At 57.1% G+C, this 21,549-nt stretch carries 27 protein-coding genes; 8 read left to right on the top strand and 19 right to left on the bottom strand.

Going from position 1 to position 21,549, the window contains the following annotated elements:
* Positions 1-96 precede the first annotated feature (96 nt).
* The 6 genes from ACN0VD_RS08955 to ACN0VD_RS08930 all read right to left on the bottom strand — a co-directional run bounded on the left by ACN0VD_RS08955 (position 97) and on the right by ACN0VD_RS08930 (position 5,063).
* Positions 97-1,521, bottom strand: coding sequence for an aldehyde dehydrogenase family protein (locus tag ACN0VD_RS08955; RefSeq protein WP_417593600.1), 1,425 nt, complete (start codon positions 1,519-1,521; stop codon positions 97-99).
* Positions 1,522-1,611: 90 nt separating this feature from the next.
* Positions 1,612-2,643: a tRNA preQ1(34) S-adenosylmethionine ribosyltransferase-isomerase QueA gene (queA, locus tag ACN0VD_RS08950; protein ID WP_417593599.1), complete on the bottom strand. Its 1,032-nt coding sequence runs from the start codon at positions 2,641-2,643 to the stop codon at positions 1,612-1,614.
* A gap of 8 nt (positions 2,644-2,651) precedes the next feature.
* The gene (locus tag ACN0VD_RS08945; protein ID WP_417593598.1) at positions 2,652-3,302 is read right to left on the bottom strand and encodes a peptidylprolyl isomerase; all 651 of its coding nucleotides are present in this window, start codon (positions 3,300-3,302) and stop codon (positions 2,652-2,654) included.
* An 85-nt stretch (positions 3,303-3,387) separates the two neighbouring features.
* Positions 3,388-3,891, bottom strand: a complete 504-nt coding sequence (gene coaD, locus ACN0VD_RS08940; protein ID WP_417593597.1) for a pantetheine-phosphate adenylyltransferase — start codon at positions 3,889-3,891, stop codon at positions 3,388-3,390.
* Positions 3,892-3,907: 16 nt separating this feature from the next.
* Positions 3,908-4,774, bottom strand: coding sequence for a polyprenyl synthetase family protein (locus tag ACN0VD_RS08935; protein WP_417593596.1), 867 nt, complete (start codon positions 4,772-4,774; stop codon positions 3,908-3,910).
* A 40-nt stretch (positions 4,775-4,814) separates the two neighbouring features.
* Positions 4,815-5,063, bottom strand: a complete 249-nt coding sequence (locus ACN0VD_RS08930; RefSeq protein WP_417593595.1) for an exodeoxyribonuclease VII small subunit — start codon at positions 5,061-5,063, stop codon at positions 4,815-4,817.
* 99 nt (positions 5,064-5,162) lie between these two features.
* Between ACN0VD_RS08930 and ACN0VD_RS08925 the strand changes: the two genes are divergently transcribed.
* Positions 5,163-5,822: a hypothetical protein gene (locus ACN0VD_RS08925; RefSeq protein WP_417593594.1), complete on the top strand. Its 660-nt coding sequence runs from the start codon at positions 5,163-5,165 to the stop codon at positions 5,820-5,822.
* A gap of 13 nt (positions 5,823-5,835) precedes the next feature.
* The gene (locus ACN0VD_RS08920) at positions 5,836-6,243 is read left to right on the top strand and encodes a DUF2177 family protein (protein WP_417593593.1); all 408 of its coding nucleotides are present in this window, start codon (positions 5,836-5,838) and stop codon (positions 6,241-6,243) included.
* A 12-nt stretch (positions 6,244-6,255) separates the two neighbouring features.
* On the opposite strand, the gene ACN0VD_RS08915 is transcribed toward ACN0VD_RS08920, so the two are convergent.
* The gene (locus tag ACN0VD_RS08915; RefSeq protein WP_417593592.1) at positions 6,256-6,435 is read right to left on the bottom strand and encodes a DUF1289 domain-containing protein; all 180 of its coding nucleotides are present in this window, start codon (positions 6,433-6,435) and stop codon (positions 6,256-6,258) included.
* The gene (locus tag ACN0VD_RS08910; protein WP_417593591.1) at positions 6,432-7,031 is read right to left on the bottom strand and encodes a 2-hydroxychromene-2-carboxylate isomerase; all 600 of its coding nucleotides are present in this window, start codon (positions 7,029-7,031) and stop codon (positions 6,432-6,434) included. The genes ACN0VD_RS08915 and ACN0VD_RS08910 overlap by 4 nt, the downstream gene beginning before the upstream one ends.
* A gap of 171 nt (positions 7,032-7,202) precedes the next feature.
* Between ACN0VD_RS08910 and purL the strand changes: the two genes are divergently transcribed.
* Positions 7,203-9,410 (top strand): phosphoribosylformylglycinamidine synthase subunit PurL, encoded by a 2,208-nt coding sequence (purL, locus tag ACN0VD_RS08905; RefSeq protein ID WP_417593590.1) that lies wholly within the window; start codon positions 7,203-7,205, stop codon positions 9,408-9,410.
* Positions 9,411-9,579: 169 nt separating this feature from the next.
* Positions 9,580-9,987, top strand: coding sequence for a hypothetical protein (locus ACN0VD_RS08900; RefSeq protein WP_417593589.1), 408 nt, complete (start codon positions 9,580-9,582; stop codon positions 9,985-9,987).
* 115 nt (positions 9,988-10,102) lie between these two features.
* Here the strand turns inward: ACN0VD_RS08900 and ACN0VD_RS08895 are convergent, their stop codons facing one another.
* Positions 10,103-10,906, bottom strand: coding sequence for a Coq4 family protein (locus ACN0VD_RS08895; protein ID WP_417593588.1), 804 nt, complete (start codon positions 10,904-10,906; stop codon positions 10,103-10,105).
* Between the two features lie 167 nt (positions 10,907-11,073).
* Between ACN0VD_RS08895 and ACN0VD_RS08890 the strand changes: the two genes are divergently transcribed.
* The 4 genes from ACN0VD_RS08890 to bfr all read left to right on the top strand — a co-directional run bounded on the left by ACN0VD_RS08890 (position 11,074) and on the right by bfr (position 13,948).
* A complete protein-coding gene (locus ACN0VD_RS08890) occupies positions 11,074-11,748 on the top strand; it encodes a nitroreductase family protein (protein WP_417593587.1) in 675 nt (224 codons plus the stop codon).
* A gap of 110 nt (positions 11,749-11,858) precedes the next feature.
* Positions 11,859-13,115 carry a DUF418 domain-containing protein gene (locus tag ACN0VD_RS08885; RefSeq protein ID WP_417593586.1) on the top strand — a complete coding sequence of 419 codons (1,257 nt, stop codon included), beginning with the start codon at positions 11,859-11,861 and terminating at the stop codon, positions 13,113-13,115.
* Positions 13,116-13,178: 63 nt separating this feature from the next.
* Positions 13,179-13,349 carry a (2Fe-2S)-binding protein gene (locus tag ACN0VD_RS08880; protein ID WP_417593585.1) on the top strand — a complete coding sequence of 57 codons (171 nt, stop codon included), beginning with the start codon at positions 13,179-13,181 and terminating at the stop codon, positions 13,347-13,349.
* A gap of 122 nt (positions 13,350-13,471) precedes the next feature.
* Positions 13,472-13,948: a bacterioferritin gene (gene bfr, locus ACN0VD_RS08875; protein ID WP_417593584.1), complete on the top strand. Its 477-nt coding sequence runs from the start codon at positions 13,472-13,474 to the stop codon at positions 13,946-13,948.
* A gap of 16 nt (positions 13,949-13,964) precedes the next feature.
* Here the strand turns inward: bfr and ACN0VD_RS08870 are convergent, their stop codons facing one another.
* From ACN0VD_RS08870 to ACN0VD_RS08825, 10 genes are all read right to left on the bottom strand, one after another.
* Complete coding sequence (locus ACN0VD_RS08870; RefSeq protein WP_417593583.1) at positions 13,965-14,378, bottom strand: Hpt domain-containing protein; 414 nt, start codon at positions 14,376-14,378, stop codon at positions 13,965-13,967.
* 133 nt (positions 14,379-14,511) lie between these two features.
* On the bottom strand, positions 14,512-15,903 hold the full coding sequence (gene der / locus ACN0VD_RS08865; RefSeq protein ID WP_417593582.1) for a ribosome biogenesis GTPase Der: 1,392 nt from the start codon (positions 15,901-15,903) through the stop codon (positions 14,512-14,514).
* A gap of 31 nt (positions 15,904-15,934) precedes the next feature.
* Positions 15,935-17,269, bottom strand: coding sequence for a PQQ-binding-like beta-propeller repeat protein (locus tag ACN0VD_RS08860; protein ID WP_417593581.1), 1,335 nt, complete (start codon positions 17,267-17,269; stop codon positions 15,935-15,937).
* A complete protein-coding gene (locus ACN0VD_RS08855; RefSeq protein WP_417593580.1) occupies positions 17,266-18,036 on the bottom strand; it encodes a tetratricopeptide repeat protein in 771 nt (256 codons plus the stop codon). Before ACN0VD_RS08855 ends, ACN0VD_RS08860 begins: the two co-directional genes overlap by 4 nt.
* 157 nt (positions 18,037-18,193) lie before the next feature.
* Positions 18,194-19,066 (bottom strand): 3-methyl-2-oxobutanoate hydroxymethyltransferase, encoded by an 873-nt coding sequence (gene panB, locus ACN0VD_RS08850; RefSeq protein ID WP_417593579.1) that lies wholly within the window; start codon positions 19,064-19,066, stop codon positions 18,194-18,196.
* A 72-nt stretch (positions 19,067-19,138) separates the two neighbouring features.
* A complete protein-coding gene (locus tag ACN0VD_RS08845) occupies positions 19,139-20,233 on the bottom strand; it encodes a glycerophosphodiester phosphodiesterase (RefSeq protein WP_417593578.1) in 1,095 nt (364 codons plus the stop codon).
* Positions 20,233-20,514 carry a DUF427 domain-containing protein gene (locus tag ACN0VD_RS08840; RefSeq protein WP_417593577.1) on the bottom strand — a complete coding sequence of 94 codons (282 nt, stop codon included), beginning with the start codon at positions 20,512-20,514 and terminating at the stop codon, positions 20,233-20,235. The genes ACN0VD_RS08845 and ACN0VD_RS08840 overlap by 1 nt, the downstream gene beginning before the upstream one ends.
* Positions 20,484-21,035 carry a metal-dependent hydrolase gene (locus ACN0VD_RS08835; protein ID WP_417593576.1) on the bottom strand — a complete coding sequence of 184 codons (552 nt, stop codon included), beginning with the start codon at positions 21,033-21,035 and terminating at the stop codon, positions 20,484-20,486. The genes ACN0VD_RS08840 and ACN0VD_RS08835 overlap by 31 nt, the downstream gene beginning before the upstream one ends.
* Positions 21,035-21,403, bottom strand: coding sequence for an ArsC family reductase (locus ACN0VD_RS08830; protein ID WP_089133301.1), 369 nt, complete (start codon positions 21,401-21,403; stop codon positions 21,035-21,037). Before ACN0VD_RS08830 ends, ACN0VD_RS08835 begins: the two co-directional genes overlap by 1 nt.
* On the bottom strand, positions 21,396-21,536 hold the full coding sequence (locus ACN0VD_RS08825) for a hypothetical protein (RefSeq protein WP_417593709.1): 141 nt from the start codon (positions 21,534-21,536) through the stop codon (positions 21,396-21,398). Before ACN0VD_RS08825 ends, ACN0VD_RS08830 begins: the two co-directional genes overlap by 8 nt.
* Between the last annotated feature and the right edge of the window lie 13 nt (positions 21,537-21,549).

Here is a 21,549-nt window from a genome sequence, read left to right as displayed (position 1 = left end):
GGCTCAGCTGAGCCGCCCTTTTTTTGTTGCAATCAACAGGATCGTTCCTGTCAAACAATAGGGAATGAAAAGGGTACGTCCAATCAATGCGAGCGCTTAATCGGGCAGGCCGCTGATTGCTTTCATTTCCATGAAATCCTTCAGGCCGTAAACACCGCCCTCACGGCCGTTACCGGATTGCTTGTAACCGCCGAACGGCGCACCGGGAGCCGGTCCCCAATTGTTGATGATAACCATGCCGGCTTGCAGCTGCGGAGCCACATCTGCGGCTTCAGCCGGATCACCGGAAATGACGGCGGAAAGACCATAGTCGGTATCATTCGCAATCTCGATCGCTTCATCAAGATTGTCGTAACTCATCAGTGTCACGACCGGGCCGAATATCTCTTCCTTGGCGATCCGCATATCGGGAGTCACACCGCTAAATAATGTCGGTTTGATATAATAGCCCCGGTTGACATTGGCAGGCAGATCCGTGCCGCCGGATTCAAGCGTCGCGCCCTCGTCGATGGCGGACTGAATCAGATCCTGAATCTTGTTATATTGTGCCTTGTTCACAACCGGCCCCAAATGCCCGCCCTCAATCGTTGGATCGCCAACCTCCTGACTCTCAACGATATTTTTCACCACGGAGATCGCTTCGCTGTTCTGGTCCTTGTGCACCAATACGCGGGTCGGCGCGATGCAGCTTTGTCCGGTGTTGATCATCACCCCGGCAATCGTCGGTGGCAGGACTTCCTCCAGTTTGGCGCCAGGCAGGACCAGATTGGGTGATTTGCCTCCAAGTTCTTGATGTACGCGCTTGACGGTATCGGCGGCGGCTTTTGCGACGAGAATACCGGCCCGTGTCGATCCGGTGAAACTGACCATCGATATATCGGGATGCGATGAAATTGCCGCGCCTACTGTCGGGCCATCACCCTGCACCAGATTGAAGACGCCCGCAGGGACGCCTGCTGCATCCATAACCTCGGCGAGAATGGCAGCACTGCCGGGACATTCTTCGGATGGTTTCAACACCATCGTATTGCCACCCGCCAGGGCCGGTGCGACTTTCAACGTGATCTGGTTCAACGGCCAGTTCCAGGGGGTGATCATGCCAACCACGCCAATGGGTTCATATACGACGGTATTGGCACCAACTTTTTCAGAGAATTGGAAATTCTTTAGCGCTTCAAGCGTGCCCATGAACCCGCCAAGGCCGGCAGGGGCTTGCGCGGCATTACCGAGACTGACCGGAGCGCCCATTTCGACCGCCAGAGAGGCGGCAATATCGGGCATACGCTTTTTATATTCTTCAATGATCCGTTCGAGCAAAGCTATCCGCTCTTCGCGCGAGGTCTGACTGAAGCTTTTAAAAGCCGCTTTTGCCGCGGCAACCGCAGCATCGACATCTGCCTTGGTACCGAGCGTGATTTTCGTGCCCGGCTCCTCGGTCGCCGGATTGATGACCTGATGCGAGGTCCCGCCAATAGAATCGACCCATTGGCCATTGATATAATGCTGTTCGTAGCTATCCATTGTCATCTCTCCGTTTCGAAACATTTATGTTCTGGGCGATCATGCCCTGATTCGGCTTTTTGTTCCACTAGCAACAAGGGCAGCCCGATCCTAGCATTCTGGCAGCAAGAGACTGGAATCGCCATAGCTGTAAAAACGATATCCACCCGCAATCGCGTGGGCGTAAACCGCCTGCATCGTCTCCATCCCCATCAGCGCGCTAACCAGCATGAACAGGGTCGATTTAGGCAGATGGAAATTGGTCATCAGGCCGTCGATCGCGCGGAACTTGTAGCCCGGCGTGATGAAAATATCGGTGTCGCCTTCAAACGGGCGGATGATCCCGTCTTCTCCCGTGGCGCTTTCCAGAAGGCGCAGGCTGGTGGTGCCGACAGCGATGACCCGGCCTCCTGCCTGCCGCGTGGCATTCAGGCGATCGGCGGTGGCGGCGTCAATCCGCCCCCATTCGCTGTGCATCTGGTGATCGTCGGTTTCGTCGACCTTGACCGGCAGGAACGTCCCTGCCCCGACGTGCAGGGTCAATATTTCACTGCCTACACCGGCGTCAGCCAGCCCTGCCAATAATCCGTCGGTGAAATGCAGCGCCGCCGTCGGCGCAGCCACGGCGCCCTTTTCCTTGGCAAACATCGTCTGATAATCATCGGCATCGCGCTCGTCGATGGCGCGTTTGCTGGCGATATAAGGCGGTAGCGGCATGGTGCCCGCGCGCTCAAGCAATAGTTCGACCGGCTCGTCGCCAAGGAAATGCAATATGAAACTGCCGTCGTCCAGCTTCGCTTCCGCTTCCGCAAATACGTCCCTGCCGAAATCGACGGTTTCGCCAACGCGCAAACGCTTGGCGTTGCGGATGAAGGCCTGCCAGCGACGCAGATCGACCCGCTTGTGCAGCGTAGCACCGACATTGGCCTCGCCGCGCGTGCCTTGCAGTTGAGCGGGAATGACCTTGGTATCGTTGAAGACCAATATGTCTTTGGGACCCAGCAATTGCGGTAGATCGCTGACAATATGATCGGATATCTGGTCGCCCGAGACGCTCAGCAGCTTCGCGCTGTCGCGCGGAACCGCCGGTCGCAACGCGATAAGCTCCTGCGGCAGTGCAAAGTCGAAAAGATCAACGCGCACCGACTGGACTAAGGATTAATCGGCGCGTTCAGGTCTTCGATCGAGATCGGAGCTTCAGGCACCTCTGCCCGAGCACCTGGCAAGACCGGTGGTTTTTTGTCCGCAGCAATTGAGGCCTGCAATATCCGGCTGGGATTCAACGGCGGTTCGCCGCGTGCAATCGCGTCAACATATTCCATGCCGGAGGTCACCCGACCGAAGGCGGTATATTTGCCATCCAGGGAAAAACGCGGATAGAAGACGATGAAAAACTGACTGTTTGCGCTATCTTCGCTCGTGGAACGCGCCATCGAGACCACCCCGCGGACGTGGGGAAATTTACCAAATTCCGCTTTCAGGTCAGGCAGGTCCGAGCCACCGGTCCCTGTTCCGGTGGGATCGCCGGTCTGCGCCATGAAACCTTCGATTACCCGGTGGAAGATAATGCCGTCGTAAAAACCCCGCCGCGTCAGGGTCTTGATCCGCTCGACATGATTGGGGGCAAGCGCCGAAAACAGCTGTATCGTCACCCGGCCACCAGTCGACAGATCAAGATAAAGAATATTCTCTTCAGGCGGAACGGACGCGGGCGCCGGCGTCTTTTCCTCTGTTTCCTGAGCGTGTGCAGCAAAGGGCACAAGAAACAAAGCGGAGATAATCAGTAAATATTTACGCAGCATGGCATACTCATTTGGCATCGGGGATTGGAAAGAAACTGGTCTTTGAACGATTTTACCTTGCTCCGCAATGAATTGCTCGCGCGAGCTATTGATCGCCCTTGAGACCGATCTTCTCAACCCGCGCAGTAATTTCATCGGCCACCAGCGGTGTTACGAACTTGTGGATCTCGCCCCCGAACATGGCAATTTCCTTGACCAGACGCGAAGCAATCGGCTGCAGCGAGACATCCGCCATCAGAAACACCGTCTCGATATCGCCATTGAGCTGCTGGTTCATGCCGGCCATCTGATATTCATATTCAAAGTCCGCCACCGCGCGCAGGCCACGCACGATCACGCCAGCGCCCTGTTTCTCTGCAAATTTCATCAGCAGCATATTGAAACCGACAACCTCGACGCCGTCGCCCAGTTCGGCAGTTTCCCGGCGTACCATGTCCAGCCGCTCTTCGTCCGAAAACATGGGTGATTTCGAAGGATTGGTTGTCACCCCGATCACCAGCTTGTCGACCAGCCGCATGCCGCGCCTGATAATATCCATATGCCCCAATGTGATGGGATCAAAAGTCCCTGGATAAACGCCGATTCTCATGTCTCGTTCCTCCCGCCTAGCGGTCTCTTGTGATTGTATATTCGGCAATGGCGCGCAGCATATCCGCTTCGCTACCATAGCCATTGAGATGGGACTTGGCCTGATCGACCAGCATCTGAGCCTGATCCTTTGCCCGTTCCAGTCCCATCAGGCTCAGAAATGTTTCTTTTCCGGCTTTCGCATCCTTGTGCAGCGCTTTGCCGGTCTTCTCCTCGTCACCCTCGACATCAAGGATGTCATCGGCAATCTGGAACGCAAGCCCCAGATCATGGGCATAGCCCCGAAGGCTGGTGCGACCTTCCTTCGTCACTCGGCCCAGAATCGCACCGATTTCCACGCAGGCGGTGATCAATGCTCCGGTTTTCAGTTGCTGGAGCCGGGTCACGGTCGGCAGGTCAAAAGTGGAATTTTCGGCCACCAGATCCATCATCTGGCCACCCGCCATGCCAGCGGGTCCGGCGGCTTTGGCGAGACAGGCGGTCATTTCTGCGCGCACGAAAGGATCACGATGGGTGCGTTCATCCGCCAGCAATCCAAAGGCCAGCGCATGCAGGGCATCGCCAGCGAGAACCGCCGTCGCTTCGCCAAAGGCAATATGGGTGGTCGGCTTGCCCCGGCGCAGATCATCATCATCCATACAGGGCAGATCATCGTGGATCAGCGAATAGACGTGCAGCGCCTCTACCCCCGTGGCCGCCCGGATGGAGCAGGATTCATCAACATTGAACAGCCCCGCAGTGGCCATCACCAGCAAAGGCCTTAGCCGTTTGCCGCCACCGATCGCGGCATGGCGCATCGCTTTGTAGAGGTCGCGGCGGGCATCGTCCGGTATTTGCAATAGCGTATCAAACTGGCGGTCGATGTCGACCGCGACCCGCTTCATTTCCCGCAAAAGGTCCGAATTATTGTTGGCCGCCACTCACTCAGTCCGCGTCAAATGCGACTGTGCCCTGCGGCTTGCCATCGCGATCAAGAGTGATTTTCTCGATCTTGGCCTGCGCCGCTTCCAGGCGTTGCTGGCACAAGCCACGCAGTTTCTCGCCTTCGCTGTAAAGTGCAATCGACTGGTCGAGCGGCACGTCGCCGCTTTCCAGCTTGCGGACAATATCTTCGAGACGCTTCAGGGCATCCTCGAAATTCAGCGCGGACAGGTCTTCGTTGGTTTCGCTCATGACGCAATTCAATGACGAGGCTTTCCCGTGCGGTCAAGGGCGCAACTTCACTTAATGCACCGCATTGTGTAGCCTTGCGGCGCCAAGGGGAGAGAAAATATGTTTATCGGTCATTTTGCGCCAGCCATGGTCGCCGCAACCCATCCCAAAGCGCCGGGTCTCGGGACGCTGTTTGTGGCCGGGCAATTGCTGGATTTCGGTTTTTTCGGACTGGCGCTGACGGGAATCGAAAATTTTCGCATCACGCCGGGAATCACAAAAATGGTCCCGCTGGATCTATATGACATGCCCTATACCCATAGCCTGCTGGGCAGCGCGGTCTGGGCCACGGGCTTTGTGCTGCTGATCTGGCTGTTCACCCGCAACCGGACCGGAGCCCTTATCGGCGGCGCGGTCGTACTGTCGCACTGGTTTCTCGACCTGCTGGTCCATGCGCCCGACCTGACGCTGGCCGGGTCCCCGCCGAAATTGGGCTTTGCGCTATGGAACTATCCGATGATCGAAATGCCGCTGGAGCTGGCGATCACCTTTGGCGCGCTGGCCTTTTACGTCATCCGGACTCAGGCCATTTCGAGCCAGTCCAAATATGCCCTTGGCCTTTTGGCCGTATTGCTGCTGCTCTTCCAATCCATCAACTGGTTCGGTCCAGAGCCCGAAGCCGCCGATACGGCGATGAAGCTCACCGGCCTGTTCGCCTTTTCGGTCGCCGCTTTGGCCGCATGGTGGGCCGGACGGACACGTGAATTGAAGCAACGCTAGAACAGGATCGATCATGACCCAATATATCGCCGCCTATTGCATCGCCGCTCTCGTTTTCGGCATTCTCGATTATCTCTGGCTCAGCAATATGGCACAGACTTTGTACCGCCCGGTGATCGGCGAGATCATGGCGGACGAGTTCCGCAAGGCACCGGCGATGATATTCTATGCGATCTATCTGTTCGGCATCGTCTGGTTCGGGATCAAGCCGGCGCTGGCCAGCGGCCAATGGACCGCCGCCCTGCTCAACGGCGCGCTATTCGGCGGAATCGCTTATGCGACCTATGACCTGACCAGCCAAGCCGTGCTCAAGGTCTGGTCGACGAAAATTAGCCTTTATGACATCGCCTGGGGGGCCTTTGCTACGGGAGTGACCGCAGCCCTGACCGCCTATCTGGTGCTGAAATTCGTGAAGGCCTGACGCTCCCGGGCATCAAGCCTTCAGCTTTTTGCCAAGTGCCTGCATTCTAGCGGGCAGCATGGCCAATATCTCACGCTTCCGATCCGATGACGCCGATCCCCACTCACCGATTTCCGACAGGCTGCGCCCGCAGCCGATACACAGGCCGGTTGGGCGATCGATGGTGCAGATATCGTTGCACGGCGATTTCAAGCGGAGAGCTGCTCGTCGATCTGGCCGAGCCGTTCCTTGCCGAAATATATCTCGCCATCAACATACATGGTCGGGATACCAAAGGCACCGCGCGCGACCGCATTTTCGGTATTGTCGATCAACACCTGTTTGATCGCCGGGTCCTGCGTTTGCGCGAAGAGCGCCGCCGCGTCGAACCCGCCGTCCTGCAATATCTTGCCGAGCGTATCGGCATCGGTGACATCCAGCCCGTCTTCCCAGATCGGAGGCAGGAGTCGTTCAATAAACTCCCCGCGCCTGGCCGGTTCCAGCGCAACCAGCATCCGCAGCAGCGTGATCGTGTTAAATGGGAATTTCGGGTTCATCTTGAACTTAGAAAGGCCGTGCTTCTTGATGAAGCGGTTCATCTCCAGCATCGCATAGTCATTCTTGCCCTTCACCTCCGCATCGCGAATGAACGGCGGCGCGTTGCCGGTCAGCTTGTGCATGCCGCCAAGAAAGGCCGGGGTGATTTCGATGGTCGCGCCATGTTTCTCCGCCAGCGCCTTGAGCGGTTGCCAGATCAGATAGGCATTGGGGCTGACGAAATCGAAAATCAGCTCGATGGTCTTGGACATATGAATGTGCTCCTGCGGAGGCAGGAGCCCATCTCCCGCCATTTCGTCCAGACGCTAGCTCTGGAGATGGACCCCCGCCTTCGCGGGGGCACTAACATCAACCCTTAAAGCAGCGCAGCGAAACATCAATTCCCTCTAGGCGAAATTGTCCCGCCCCGTTAAAGGGTCTTCATGACCACAGACACGAAGATTACCGAGCCCAAAATCTCCACCGAAACCGTGCGCGAGCATGGGCTGAATGCAGAGGAATATCAGCGCATATTGAACGCACTCGGCCGCGAGCCGAATATCACCGAACTCGGTATCTTCTCGGTCATGTGGTCGGAACATTGTTCCTACAAGTCATCGCGCCTGCATCTGAAGAAACTGCCGACCACCGGCCCGCAGGTTATTTGCGGTCCCGGTGAAAATGCCGGCGTGATCGATATTGGCGATGGTCAGGCGGCGATCTTCAAGATGGAGAGCCACAACCATCCGTCCTATATCGAACCCTATCAGGGCGCGGCGACCGGCGTCGGAGGCATCCTCCGTGACGTCTTCACCATGGGTGCGCGGCCAGTGGCGAACCTGAACGCCTTGCGCTTCGGACGGCCCGACCATCCCAAGATGAAGCATCTCGTCAAGGGCGTGGTTGCCGGCATTGGCGGTTACGGCAATTGCGTCGGAGTACCGACGGTTGGCGGCGAGACCAATTTCGATCCCGCCTATGATGGCAATATCATCGTCAACGCGATGACCGTCGGCGTCGCGGACGCGGACAAGATTTTCTATTCGGCAGCCTCGGGCGTCGGTAATCCGATCGTCTATGTCGGTTCCAAGACCGGCCGCGACGGTATCCACGGCGCGACCATGGCGAGCGCCGAATTTGACGATGACAGCGATGAAAAACGCCCCACTGTCCAGGTCGGCGATCCGTTCACCGAAAAACTGCTGATCGAAGCCTGTCTCGAACTGATGGCGAGCGACGCGATTGTCGCGATTCAGGATATGGGCGCGGCGGGACTGACCAGCTCCAGCGTCGAAATGGCAACCAATGGCGAAGTCGGCATCATTCTCGACATGGACAAGGTGCCGTGCCGCGAAACCGGCATGACCGCTTACGAAATGATGCTCAGCGAGTCGCAGGAACGCATGTTGATGGTCCTGAAACCCGGCCGCGAAGCAATGGCCGAGGCGATTTTCACCAAATGGGAACTGGATTTCGCGGTGATCGGCGAAGTCACCGACAGCCGCCGGATGGTGCTGACCCACAAGGGCGAGACCGTCTGCGATATTCCGCTCGGCCCGCTCGCCGACGACGCGCCGCTCTATGACCGTCCGCACCTGACCCGCGAGGAATATGCCGCGCATATGAATGTGCAGCCAGTCGGCGACATTCCCGAGAACACGGACATTGGCGCGGATTTGCTCAAGATGCTGGCCAGTCCAGCCCTCGCCTCGCGCCGCTGGATCTGGGAACAATATGACTCACAGGTCGGCGCAGATACCGCGCAACGCTCGGGCGGCGATGCTGCTGTGGTTCGTGTGCACGGCACCAACAAGGGCCTCGCGATCACCACAGACTGCACCCCGCGCTACTGCAAGGCCGATCCCTATGAAGGCGGCAAGCAGGCGATCGCCGAAGCTTACCGCAACCTCTGCGCGGTCGGTGCCAAACCCTTGGCCACCACCGACTGCATGAATTTCGGAAATCCCGAAAAGCCCCATATCATGGCGCAATTTGTCGGTACGATCGAAGGCATGGGCGAAGCCTGCAAGGCGCTCGACATGCCGATCGTATCGGGCAATGTCAGCCTCTACAACGAAACCACCGGCGCCGACGGCATCAGCCACGCGATCCTGCCAACCCCGGCGATCGGTGCGGTCGGGCTGATCGACGATCTCGACAAGATGATGACCATCGGCTTCAAGCAGGAAGGCGATCTCATCGCCACCATCGGGTTTCATCATGAAGAACTCGGCCAGTCGACCTGGCTGCGCGAAATCCACGGCCGCACCGATGGACCGCCGCCGAAAGTCGATCTCAAGGATGAAGAATGGGCCGGCCGGATCGTCCGCGAACTGATCGCCGCCGGCAAAGTCACCGCCGTCCACGACATCAGCGACGGCGGCCTCGCCGTGACGCTCGCCGAAATGGCATTGGCCGGCAATCTCGGCGCCGAAATCGATCCGATGACCAGCGCCTTTGCCTTCAGCGAAGCGCAGGGCCGCTATGTCATCACCTATCGCAACGAAGATGATCTGGATCGCGCAAAGGTGCCGTTCGAGAAAATCGGCCAGGTGAAGGGCGACAAGCTCGTGCTCAACGGAAAGCCGATTGCTGTGGCCGATCTCCGCGAGGCCCACGAAAGTTTCTTCCGCGACTGGATGGAGGACTAGCCCTTCCACCAACTCATTGTTCGTGCTTTCCCTAACCAACCGAAACAGGCACACCCACAGCATAGGGAACCACGCTGGCATCGGACCGTTGATGTAGATAATCATCTTCCCCCGGCAACACCCACTACCATCGCGCGGTTCCGGGGTACAACGCGAAAGGATGCCGATCATGGCTTCAGGATATTCGGATACGGCGCTGGCCAAAAAACTTACCCTCAAGGACGGGATGCGGGTCTGGTTTCTCGACATGCCGGAGAGTGTCCGGACCGAGATTGAGGATTCCGGACTGACCCTGTCCGAGGATGAGGTCCCTGCCCCCGGGCTGCACGCCGCACATATTTTCGTGACAGAACGGAATGCGATGGAAGAGCATCTAGCCACCCTGCGCGACATGATCGATCCTGCTGGTCAGGTCTGGGTGAGCTGGCCGAAAAAAGCTTCGAAAGTGGACACCGACGTCACCGAGGACACGATCCGCGAAGTCGCGCTGCCGATGGGCTTTGTCGATATCAAGGTCTGCGCGGTGGATGCCATATGGTCAGGGTTGAAGCTGGTGATCCGCAAGGACTTGCGCTGATAGCAGACAATCTCGATAAATCTGTCACCCCAGCGTAGGCTGGGGCCTAAACCCATCTGGCGCATCTAACAGGCCATGACTTGGATCCCAGCCTCCGCCGGGATGACGGACAGGTCTAAGCCGCCTGGGCCAGCATATCGTACGGATCGACATTCAGCGCGCGAAATTGCCTGTGGGCCTGATGATAAAAATGCGGGGTCTGGATATGGAGCCGTTCGCGCAATGCATCGAGCGGCTGGGCGAGCAGATCAAGGATCGACTCATCCGTAATCTTCGGACAGGCCTTGCCCATTTTCTGCGCTTCGCGGATCGCCTTGAAAATCGGCACGTCGCCCTTGACCTGTTTTTTCATGTTCAGACCCGCAGCATAAGCAATGAAGACATTGCCCAGCGCAGGATTCTGGCCATAGGTGAACGCCAGCACACAGGCTTCACCCAGCGCATCGCGGCCATAGCCGGTCAGCACGTGCAGCAGGTCGTGAGTGTCGCGCTGGCGAAAACCATACCATTCTATGAGGTCGCCATATTTGCGTGGACTGAACTGGTCATATTCCGCAATCAGACCGGCGGCGCTCAGCCCTTCTTTCTCCATGAAGTCGCAATAGGCATGAGCCAGACTGCCGGCGGGCATTTGCCGGAGACGATCATGATCGTCGAGAATCACTGCCAGTTCCGGTTCGTTTTGCAGCAGCGCCCTGCCCTTGTCGCTTTCGACAAACTTTCTGGCATCCTTGCGGAAGCCGGGCCGCGGCAACGCTTCAAAAATATGGAAGACCTGTTCGGTATCTTCCTTGTCCTTGATCAGTTCGCGGAAATGATGGAGCGCTTTCAGGGGACGAAAGCGAGCGGCGGGACGTTCCGGATGGACAAATGGCATTTGCGAATCAGTCGGCGTCGAGAATTTGTGATCGATTTTCATGAGACGTATATGTCCCTTACTAACATCTATGTCAATATAAGATAGTGGCTTTCCTACCCGGACTTGCTCGGCTATCCACCATCGGTACCAATCCTCGTCTCAAAAAAGGCTTTCTTGGCCTGAACTTTGACGAACTTTGCCGAATTTTTGACGCAGGAGCCGGAATTTTGAAACCCCATGAGACCCTGCCCTACACCGAATTGCCGGACTATAGCGATGCCGAACGCGTCGCCCGGTCCCGGGCCTTTTACGAAGCGATCCGGACCAGGCGAACCTGCCGCTATTTCAGCGATGAACCCGTTCCCCGTGCGGTTATCGAAAATGCGCTCCTCGCGGCTGGCACCGCGCCCAATGGAGCCAATCACCAGCCATGGCATTTCGCCGTGATCGAATCCGCTGACAAAAAGAACGCTCTTCGTCTCGCCGCAGAAGAAGAGGAGCGCGCCTTTTATGACAGCAAGGGCAGCGACGAATGGCTGGAGGCGCTGGCACCGCTCGGTACCGATGCCGACAAGCCGTTTCTTGAAACCGCGCCTTATCTGATCGTCATATTCGGCCAGCGCAAGGGCGGGATCAATCCCGGCGAGATGAAGCAGAATTATTATGTCAACGAAAGCGTCGGCATCGCCACCGGCATCCTGATCACCGCGCTCCACGACGCGGGCCTAGCGACCCTGACCCACACACCCAATCCGATGAAATTTCTGAACCAGCTCTGCGATCGCCCGGCGAATGAAAAGCCGATGATGATATTGGTCGCCGGCAAACCGGCCCCAGACGCGACGATCCCGGTCCATGCGACGAACAAGAAGCCGCTCGACCAGATCGCCAGCTGGCTGTGATAGCGCAATGGCCATCGCCCGATCCCGTTCGTGCCGAGCCGGGCGAAGCACGTAGCAGCGGCTATTGTTTCTCCCGGTCCTTCGACGGGCTCAGGACGAACGGCGCGTAGATGAGCACAATCCCCTCTTCCCCCCGCTACCTCGAACTCGACGCCTTGCGCGGCTTTGCTGTGATGGGCATATTGCTGATGAACATCGTCGGATTTTCCATGCCGGAAATGGCCTATATCAGCCCCGCAATCTACGGCGGCACAGATACGCCCGACATCATTATATGGGCTTTATCCTATATTTTCGTCGACGGAAAAATGCGCGGCCTGTTCACCATCCTGTTCGGAGCCAGCATGATGCTCCTCATCGAGCGGGCACAAACCAATGGCGAAAACCCCGCGAAGGTTCATTTCTCCCGGATGGCATGGCTGGCAATCTTCGGCCTCGCCCATTATTTTCTTTTGTGGTCCGGCGACATTTTGTTTCTCTACGCCGCCGTTGGATGCATCGCTTTTTTTCTGGCCGGGCTCACCGCAGAAGACCTGTTCCGGAGAGCCCTGTTGATCTTCACGATCGGCTTCATCGGCTATATTTTTATGTTCGGCGGTCTGCTCTACCTCCAATATCAGGCGGGGCTTCCCGGAGCCGGGAGCGAAGCGGTCGAAAACCTGCGGGAAGCCATCGCTGATTTCGACACCGGACCGGCAGCGATACGTGCTGAGATTGCGCTCCACCGATCGGACTTTCTTCCAATTCTGCTCGCAAAAATACACAATCATCTTTTCGATCCGCTTTCATCGGTGGCCTATAATCTTGTCGAGACCCTGCCGCTGATGATGATCGGCATGGCGCTCTACAAAAATGGTTTCATGACCGGCGGTTGGAGCGCGGCAGAATATCGGCGATGGGGCGTACGCTTGACTGCCATCGGCGCAATCATACTGATCGGGATAACATTCGGCCTGATCCACAGGGATTTTGACCTGCTGCTACTGGTCAACGCCAGCTACGCCTGGAATACGCCATCCCAATTGCTGATGACTCTTGGCTATGCAGCATTGCTGATGAGTCTGATCGGGAAATTTCGGGCGTCGCCCCTGCTGCACCGGATCGCCGCTGTCGGGCGGGCCGCTTTTTCCAACTATATCGGCACCAGCCTGTTGATGACCTTCATCTTCTATGGCTGGGGACTGGGATTATATGGATCGATCGGGCGTGCGGAACTATATCTGTTCGTGCCAGCGGCCTGGGCGCTTATGCTGCTCTGGTCGCAACCCTGGCTGATGCGTTTTCGCTATGGGCCGCTGGAATGGCTGTGGCGCAGCCTGGCAAAGGGCCGGCCGCAACCGATGCGGATCGGCAAAAGCGACAATTAGGGCAAATTTTGATATTGCGATCTATTCTCATTAGCGATATACGAGTCGCAGAGAGGAACCGAAATGGTTGTTTGTGTTTGCAATGCGATTAAGGAAAAAGACCTGAGAGCCGCCGTGCGCAGCGGGGCAGACCGCCCCTCTAAGGTCTATGCCCAGCTTGGCCGTAAGCCAAAATGCGGACAATGCCTTGCCTTTGCCCAGACGATTATCAAATCCGAAATTGCGACCGCTTAGCATTCTCGTTAGCAAATCATTGAAATAACTCGATTTTCTACGAACGCCGCCCTTTCGCTTCGCGCGGCAATAGTGTATAGACTTCCCCAATTGATCCACTGACAGACGGGAAGGACTCTGCCATGAAGGGCGATACGAAAGTTGTCGAGTTTCTCAACGAAGCTCTGAAAAACGAACTCACCGCAATCAACCAATATTGGCTGCACTATCGCATGCTGGACAATTGGGGCGTGTCAAAACTGGCCGAATTCGAGCGGCATGAATCCATCGACGAAATGAAACATGCGGACAAGCTGGCCGAGCGGATTTTCTTTCTCGACGGGTTGCCCAATTTTCAATTGCTCGGACGCCTGAAGATCGGTGAAACGGTCGAAGAGATTCTCAAAGCCGACCTTGAGCTGGAATATGAAGCGCTGCCGATGCTCAAAAATGCTATCGAACATTGCGAGAGCGTGCGCGACTATGTCAGCCGCGATCTGTTTGCTGAAATCCTCGAAAGCGAAGAAGATCATGTTGATTCGCTCGAGCAGCAGTTCGATATGATCGAACGGATGGGAATCGAAAATTATATCCAGCTGCAGTCGAAACCGGTCGAGTAGCCGGGTAGCGGGTCCCTCAACCTAACAGGCGGGACATTCCCTGAGGATGACGCTCCTGGACCAGAGGACTGGCACCTTTTTCAAGAAAGGCGAGCGTTTCTTCAAACATCGGGCGTAAAGCGGCAACCAGTTCGATCACTTCATCAGGCGTATCATGATGTTCGACGCAGGCGCGCGCAGTCATTTCGATTGTCTCCGCAGTAGCGCTCAGCCGCAAAGCACCAAATTGCAGGGCTTCTCCCTTGAGGCTGTGAGAGGCATCAACCATTGCGACCGCATCATGCGCGCGCATCGCTGATTCAATCTTGCCGACGGACTGGGTGCCATCTTCACGGAAATAGCCGAGAATCCGGACATAATTGGCACCAAGCGCAGTGCGCGTTTCGGTGCAGACAGTCCGGTCAATGAGTTCATTGTCCAATGGTGACACCAAATACTCTCCGAAAAAAATAGCGATGATCTACGACACGCGAAAAGCTTACAACCGAAACGGTGAAAGCTTCGTTACCGGAACATAAAATATTCGAGAATAATCGGCTCCCGCCCGCCCGTTTCGGAGCCAATCAGTCTTTTTCGTGATAGGGGTTTTTGGGAGCGCGGATGATCAGCCGTACCGGGACCCCGCCGAAACCCAGTTCGCGACGGATTCCGTTGATCAGATAGCGCCGGTAGCTTTCGGGCAGATCATCAACCCGCGTACCAAAGATCACGAACGACGGCGGTCGTGTCTTGGCCTGGGTTATATAGCGCAATTTTATCCGTTTTCCGCCCGGTGCCGGGGGCGGATTGTCGGTGATGGCATCTTCGAACCAGCGATTGAGCTTGCCCGTCGAAACCCGTTGCGACCAGACCCTGCGTGCACGGAATGCGGCTTTCATCAACTGGTCAATGCCCTTGCCGGTGAAGGCCGACACCGCGATAAGCGGCACATCCCGCACCTGGGCCAGTCCATCATCCAGCGCCGCACGAATACCGTTGAACAATTTGCTCGGCCCTTCCGCGACATCCCATTTGTTTATTCCGATGACGAGGCAGCGACCTTCCTGGATCGCATGATCGGCAATGCGCAAATCCTGCGCTTCCAGTCCCTTGGTCGCGTCGAGCAAAAGCACCACCACCTCGGCAAAGTCGACCGCATGGCGCGCATCGGCCACGGCCAGCTTCTCCAGCTTGTCATTGACCTTGGCCTTTTTGCGCATGCCGGCTGTATCGATCAGCCGAACCCGCCGGTCCGGCTCTATGCCGTCCAGCTTCTCCTCTTCGGTCAGGGCATCATCGTGCCACACCCAGTCGACGGTGATACTGTCGCGCGTGATTCCGGCTTCCGGACCGGTTATCATCCGGTCTTCGCCGAGCATCTTGTTGATCAAGGTCGACTTGCCGGCATTGGGACGGCCGACAATAGCCAGTTTCAGCGGAGCCGATTCATCGGTGGGTTCTTCGGCTGCGGCGGCTTTGAAATTTTCAACATAGGGCTGGATCGCCTGGAACAGGTCAGCCATGCCGTCGCCATGTTCGGCGCTAAACGGGATCGGGTCGCCAAAGCCAAGCGAATAGCTTTCCAATATTCCGGATTCCGCCGTTTTTCCCTCAGCCTTGTTGACCAGCAACACCACCGGGGTTTTCGAACTTCTCAGCCAGCGCGCGATTTCTTCGTCGAGCGGCGTCAGACCAGCGCGACCATCAATCACGAATATAGCCAGTTCTGCGCCAGAAACCGCCATTTCGGTCTGCTTGCGCATCCGTCCGGGCAGGCTCCTTGCATCCTCATCTTCATAGCCCGCCGTGTCGACAACGTTAAACTCGAGACCCAGCAGATTGGCCGCTCCCTCCCGGCGGTCACGGGTCACACCTGGCCGGTCATCGACGAGCGCCAGCTTCTTGCCAACCAGACGGTTGAACAGGGTTGATTTGCCGACATTTGGCCGACCGATGATTGCAATATTGGGCAGCATAAAGCCGGTCCCGTCCTTTTGGTTTATATCCTCAGCGGAACGCCGAAATCCGGCCGCCGTCGTCGAGAATATACAGCATACCACCGGCCACAATAGGCGGTAGTGAAATCCCGTCATCCAGTTCGAACAGCGTCTGGCTCGATCCTTCTCCGGGTGAAATTGCGACAACGTCGCCTTGCGTGCTGGCGACAATCAGACGATTGCCGGCCAATACCGGACCGGTCCAGTTGATCGGGTTTTTCTTTTTCTTCTCGTTCTTGAACGCCGCCAGCTGGCTCATCCAGCGGACCTTGCCATTGGGCCGGGCAATACACAGCAGTTTCGCGTCATCGGTCAACACGAACACCCATTCACCCGCCACCGCCGGAGTCGCAATCCCGGCAATATTCAGTTCCCAGATCCGCTGCCCGGTGACCAGTTCGTAAGCCGCCATACGGCCGCCCTGACCCAGCGCAAAAACGCGACCGCGATCAATTACCGGATCGGCATCGATATCGGACAAGGTCGCCACCGACGTTGTGATACTGGTACGTGCCAACGCATCATTCCACAGGTTGCGGCCATTTTCATAGCGATAGGCGGTCAGTTCGCCCGAAGAATAACCGGCCACGACCGTACCCTGTCCGGCTGCCGGCGCGGCTACACCGAAAATACCTGCCAGACCAACCGTACCGGCTTCATTCCACTGTACAGAACCATCGACCATATTCAGCGCATAAATCTGGTTGTCCTGCGTCATCACATAGACATTGCCATTGGAAATTGTCGGCGCCCCGCGCAAGGGACCCGCTGGACGAACTTTCCAGATCTGGCTGCCATCTGCCGCGTTGAGCGCGACGACATCGCCGACACCGTTGGTCGCATAGACAACATTATCAAACACACTGGCGCCGCCGCCAAACCGGGACGATGCTCCGTCTCCCTTGACTTCGATCTGGGTGGTCCAGATTTTTGCGCCTGATGCAGCGTCAAAGGCATGGACCATGGCTTCGGTATCGATGACAAAAAGCCGTCCACCCGACACCACTGGTGCCGCCGCCAGCCGTTCCCGCTTTGTCGTGCCGCTGATTTTGGCAGTCCAGACACGCGCAAGACTGCCCCCCAGAGCAACATGACCAATTGATTTGCTCGCGTTGCCGCCTGATTGCGCCCATTCGCTATTGGCGACCGGCTCAGGCAGGATCACCGCAATAGAGGCCAGCGCCGGATCCACTTCCGCGCCGCTTTCACCACTCAATATCGGGGTTCGTTTGCCCAGAGTGGGGGTGTTCTTCTTGTCCTCGCCATCGCCACCACCCAATATGCCGCAACCTGACAGCAAAGACAGGGCCATCAGGCCGGCGATCAGTTTCTTACCGGAAATCATTCCTTAGCTTCTCCCTTAGCCGCGCCCGCATTCGTCGGTGTCGCTTTTTCACCATCGTCATCCGCTTCCACTGCGTCAATGCCTTCGACGCCCGCCATTTGCAAAGCACGCGACCGGATTGTGGGCGGAACGCTTTCGTCTTTCGCCAACTGAGCGAACAATGGTCCCGCGAGATCGGATTTATTCATGTTCAGATAGGCCAGTGCGACCATTTCGCCTGCACTGCCGAACCAGGGGTTGCCTGGCACCGCCAGCGGCTTCAGCCGGTCGATCACTTGCTGAGGCTTGAGCGTATCAAATTCCGCAGCGGTCTTGCGGATCAACGCCAGATCGCGAAACGGTTTTGGCAGATTCTCGTCTGCAACCACCTTGCCATAGCCTTCGATCGCCTTTTTGGGATCATCCTTTTCCAGCGCGATATTGGCCTGCATCAACAGGGCGGCGGCCCGGTAACCGTCCTGCTTGGCTTCTGTCAGGGGCTCAAGCGCCGCGGCGGCACCGTCGAGATTATTCTGGCGGACACTGTCAATGGCCGCGACATATTCTTCACTGCGGAGGCCTGATTCTTCATTCTGGCTGTTTTGCCAGAATATCCAGCCGGCCAGCGATCCGAGACCGATGACAATGGCCGCGACAATCCACAATCCGTACCGCGCAGCGAAATTCTTCAGCTGGTCTTCGCGCACCGCTTCATCGACTTCGCGCAGAAACACTTGTTCCTGGCGGTCTGGCTGCTCTTCTGGTGCTGGATCTTTGTCTTTGGCCAATGTGGCTTCCTCAAATCTGTTTCATGTGCCGGGTTCGCCAGTCAGACGACCGCGATTGGCAATCGGCTGTCCTTTAGCGTCGCCAATAGCAAATGTAAAAGTCTATTGACCATTTCCACAGGCTGAACGGCGGATCGGCGACAAGTCAAGAATGCCGCTATTTCTTCGGTTGATAAAGCTGGTCTGGCCCCGGAAAGCTGCGCTCCCGGACTTCTCCGGCATATTGCTCGGCCGCCTGGTCGATTTGTTCGGCGATATTGTGATAGCGTTTGACGAAGCGGGCAGTACGGTCGAACATGCCGAGCATGTCCTCAGTAACCAAAACCTGACCATCGCATTGCGCCGACGCGCCGATACCAATGGTGATCGCATTGACCGCCCTTGTCGCTTCGATCGCGATTGGTTCCAGCACGCCTTCAAGCACGATTGCAAAGGCACCAGCCTGATCCAGCGCAACCGCATCGCCGACGATTTTCTTCGCTTCCGCGTCACTCCGTCCGCGCGCGGCATAGCCGCCGAGCACATTGATTGCCTGTGGTGTCAGGCCGACATGGCCGACCACCGGAATGCCCCGCTGGACGAGGAAGGCGACGGTTTCGGCCATCACTTCCCCGCCTTCGAGCTTGACCGCAGCAGCACCGGTTTCTTTCAATATACGAGCAGCGCTTTCATAGGCTTTTTCCGGCGAGGATTCGTAGGAGCCGAATGGCATGTCGACGACGACGACGCTGTGATAGCTGCCGCGAACGACCGCCGCGCCATGATTGCACATCATGTCGACCGTCACGGGGATGGTCGAATCGAGCCCGTAGATCACCTGTGCCAGCGAATCACCGACCAACAACATGTCACAATGCGCATCGAGCAATTGTGCGGTCCGCGCGGTGTAAGCGGTCAGCATGACCACCGGTTCTGCCGTCACCCCGTCAACCTTCCGGCTCTGGATTTTCGGCACCGACAGGCGCCGCATCGGCTGCGGTCGCGGATTGGCGCGGCTGGTGGAAGTATCGAGTTTGAAGGTCGTTGACATGGCAATCCTCAGCAGTGACGTTGATAGACCGGCCTTGATAAGCGACGATACAAGATAAGGCCAGCTTCGCGATTATTGCTTTGCAGCGGGCACCGCCTGGGCCGGATTATCGCTGAACAGACCATCTACCCCCGCGGCAACATAGGCGCGTATTTCGCCCATCAGATCCCCCGCATCGCGCGGATCAATACCGCTCTTGAAATCAGTTGGGAGAAAATGGTTCTCGCGCCGGAAGGTCCAGGGATGGACCAGCAGACCAGCCTTGTGCGCCGCATCCACCAGCCCGGTCGGTCTTCCCAGCTGGCCAATGGCATTGCGGCCAATCACCAGATCTTTCGCCGGTCCGATTCCGTCGGCATAAGTGGCGATTTCTTTCAAACCATCCGCGGTGAGCATGGACATATAGCTCTGGCCTTGCCGGTCGGGCGGTCCGCCTTCGGCGGCAACCAGCTGAACCAGCCGGATCTTGGTTTTCCCGGCGAGAGTCTTCAGATTGCCAACCTCGAATGACTGGATGAATATCGGGTCGTCCGCGCCATCGAAACCATATTGTGTCAGCAAAGACAGCATCGGTCCTTCATGTGCCAGCCCGATTGATGCAAAATATCCGGGATGTTTGGTTTCGGGATAGACGCCTATCCGTTTTCCGCTCTGCTGTTCCTGCTGTTGCAGGAGTTTCAGGATTTCCTCGAAGGTTGGTATTTCAAACTGGCCGTCATAATCCGTGTTCGCCGCCCGCAGCTGCGACAGGCGTTCCTTGGCGCGCAGGGTCTTCAACTCGGCAAGGGTGAAATCTTCGGTGAACCAGCCTTCATATGGCTCTCCGTCGATCATCTTGGTCGTCTTGCGCCCGGCAAACGCGGGCTTCTCGGCGACATCGGTCGTTTCGCTGATTTCATTTTCATGCCGGGCAACCAGAACCCCGTCTTTGGTCAACACCAGATCCGGCTCAATAAAATCCGCACCCTGTTCGATCGCCAGCTGATAGGCGGCCAGCGTATGTTCCGGCCGCTCGCCACTGGCGCCGCGATGGGCGATGATGACGGGCGCTTCGCCGGTTAGCGTGGATGTCGTCACTCTCTCTTCTCCTGCCTGTTCCGCTTCCACGCCACACCCGGCCAGGGCCAGCGCGAATAGCAAGGTCGAGGCGATCCGGCCACGCATCATTAGCCGACCGCCACGTCTTTCAGAAAGGCGATCCTGTCCTTGATTCCAGCGGCAGCTTCCTTCGGCTCGGGATAATGCCAGGCCGCATCCTCGTTCATTTCACCATCAACAATCAGGCTATGATAGGAGGCGTCACCCTTCCACGGGCAGTGGCTGGTCGTGTCGCTGTGCAGCAAATATTTCGACCAGACGGAGTCGCGCGGAAAATAATGATTGCCCTCTACCACAACGGTATCATCGCTCTCGGCGATCACCGCGCCGTTCCATTTTGCCTGAACCATTTGCTTGTCCTTTTCCTGATACCAAAACCTGCGGCAGCAACCAGCGTCAGCGGTATCCAAATCCAGATAGCTTCGGAATATAACAGTTTGATGCCACGGCTATTGATAAAATCAGAAATCCCGATCGGCGATACGGCAATCGGGGTAAACAGGGCAAAATGGCGGGTAGCTTCGAATGGCCAAAACACGGCAACACCCAGCCCGCCATCGGTCAACATATCAAGCAAGCCGTGCGAAGCCATCGAAACAAAAAGGAAAGCCGCCACAAGGCCATATCGCTCGGGCGACAGCAAGACTGTGGCGAACAGGCCCGCAACGGCGGCAAAGAACAGGCTGTGGGTCGCGCCGCGGCGGCCCCAGTTGTCCGCATATTCGACACCGAAGCCAAAGCCGATAACATCCGCATCGGGCAACATGGCGAATATCAATCCGGTTGCGATCACCGGCAAGGATAGCCTGCTTCGCCCCAATATCAGCGCGCCGGCGAGCGGCACCGCTGCATGGGACATGATCGTCGGCATCAGCTGTTGCGTGCCGTCAGTCCTGCGGCTTCATAATCCGATGCCTTGAATCCGACGACCAGTTCGTCGCCATGCTCCAGCACCGGACGTTTGATCATGCTGGGATTTTCCGCCATCACCATCACCGCCGTATCGTCGCCGATATTTTCCTTCACCATGTCGGGCAGCTTGCGAAAGGTGGTGCCGCGCTTGTTGACCAGCGCTTCCCAGCCGACCTGCATCACCCACATTTCCAGCTTTTCCTTGCTGATCCCGGACTTCTTATAGTCGTGAAAAACATAGTTTATGCCGTTTTTTTCCATCCAGTTGCGCGCCTTCTTGATCGTGTCGCAATTGGAAATACCGTACATCTTGGTTTCGTTACTCATGGGCCTGATCCTGTTTCTGCTGCACTTTGAGCCAGAGACAGATGTCATTGACCGGACATCGGTCACATTTGGGGCTCCGGGAAGTGCAGATTCGCTTCCCGAACTGAATTAGCCAGAAATGGCCGTCGCGCAAGGCCCAATCGGGA

Source organism: Parasphingorhabdus sp. (assembly GCF_048267785.1).
Classification (GTDB): Bacteria; Pseudomonadota; Alphaproteobacteria; order Sphingomonadales; family Sphingomonadaceae; genus Parasphingorhabdus.
This window is presented reverse-complemented; position numbering and strand designations above follow the sequence as displayed.

Coding starts and splice junctions, on each gene's coding strand:
- ACN0VD_RS08955 (WP_417593600.1), bottom strand. CDS start 1,521: ATGGATAGCTACGAACAGCATTATATCAATGGCCAATGGGTCGATTCT.
- ACN0VD_RS08945 (WP_417593598.1), bottom strand. CDS start 3,302: ATGCTGCGTAAATATTTACTGATTATCTCCGCTTTGTTTCTTGTGCCC.
- coaD (WP_417593597.1), bottom strand. CDS start 3,891: ATGAGAATCGGCGTTTATCCAGGGACTTTTGATCCCATCACATTGGGG.
- ACN0VD_RS08935 (WP_417593596.1), bottom strand. CDS start 4,774: ATGAAGCGGGTCGCGGTCGACATCGACCGCCAGTTTGATACGCTATTG.
- ACN0VD_RS08930 (WP_417593595.1), bottom strand. CDS start 5,063: ATGAGCGAAACCAACGAAGACCTGTCCGCGCTGAATTTCGAGGATGCC.
- ACN0VD_RS08925 (WP_417593594.1), top strand. CDS start 5,163: ATGTTTATCGGTCATTTTGCGCCAGCCATGGTCGCCGCAACCCATCCC.
- ACN0VD_RS08920 (WP_417593593.1), top strand. CDS start 5,836: ATGACCCAATATATCGCCGCCTATTGCATCGCCGCTCTCGTTTTCGGC.
- ACN0VD_RS08910 (WP_417593591.1), bottom strand. CDS start 7,031: ATGTCCAAGACCATCGAGCTGATTTTCGATTTCGTCAGCCCCAATGCC.
- purL (WP_417593590.1), top strand. CDS start 7,203: ATGACCACAGACACGAAGATTACCGAGCCCAAAATCTCCACCGAAACC.
- ACN0VD_RS08900 (WP_417593589.1), top strand. CDS start 9,580: ATGGCTTCAGGATATTCGGATACGGCGCTGGCCAAAAAACTTACCCTC.
- ACN0VD_RS08895 (WP_417593588.1), bottom strand. CDS start 10,906: ATGAAAATCGATCACAAATTCTCGACGCCGACTGATTCGCAAATGCCA.
- ACN0VD_RS08885 (WP_417593586.1), top strand. CDS start 11,859: ATGAGCACAATCCCCTCTTCCCCCCGCTACCTCGAACTCGACGCCTTG.
- ACN0VD_RS08880 (WP_417593585.1), top strand. CDS start 13,179: ATGGTTGTTTGTGTTTGCAATGCGATTAAGGAAAAAGACCTGAGAGCC.
- bfr (WP_417593584.1), top strand. CDS start 13,472: ATGAAGGGCGATACGAAAGTTGTCGAGTTTCTCAACGAAGCTCTGAAA.
- der (WP_417593582.1), bottom strand. CDS start 15,903: ATGCTGCCCAATATTGCAATCATCGGTCGGCCAAATGTCGGCAAATCA.
- ACN0VD_RS08860 (WP_417593581.1), bottom strand. CDS start 17,269: ATGATTTCCGGTAAGAAACTGATCGCCGGCCTGATGGCCCTGTCTTTG.
- panB (WP_417593579.1), bottom strand. CDS start 19,066: ATGTCAACGACCTTCAAACTCGATACTTCCACCAGCCGCGCCAATCCG.
- ACN0VD_RS08845 (WP_417593578.1), bottom strand. CDS start 20,233: ATGATGCGTGGCCGGATCGCCTCGACCTTGCTATTCGCGCTGGCCCTG.
- ACN0VD_RS08840 (WP_417593577.1), bottom strand. CDS start 20,514: ATGGTTCAGGCAAAATGGAACGGCGCGGTGATCGCCGAGAGCGATGAT.
- ACN0VD_RS08835 (WP_417593576.1), bottom strand. CDS start 21,035: ATGCCGACGATCATGTCCCATGCAGCGGTGCCGCTCGCCGGCGCGCTG.
- ACN0VD_RS08830 (WP_089133301.1), bottom strand. CDS start 21,403: ATGAGTAACGAAACCAAGATGTACGGTATTTCCAATTGCGACACGATC.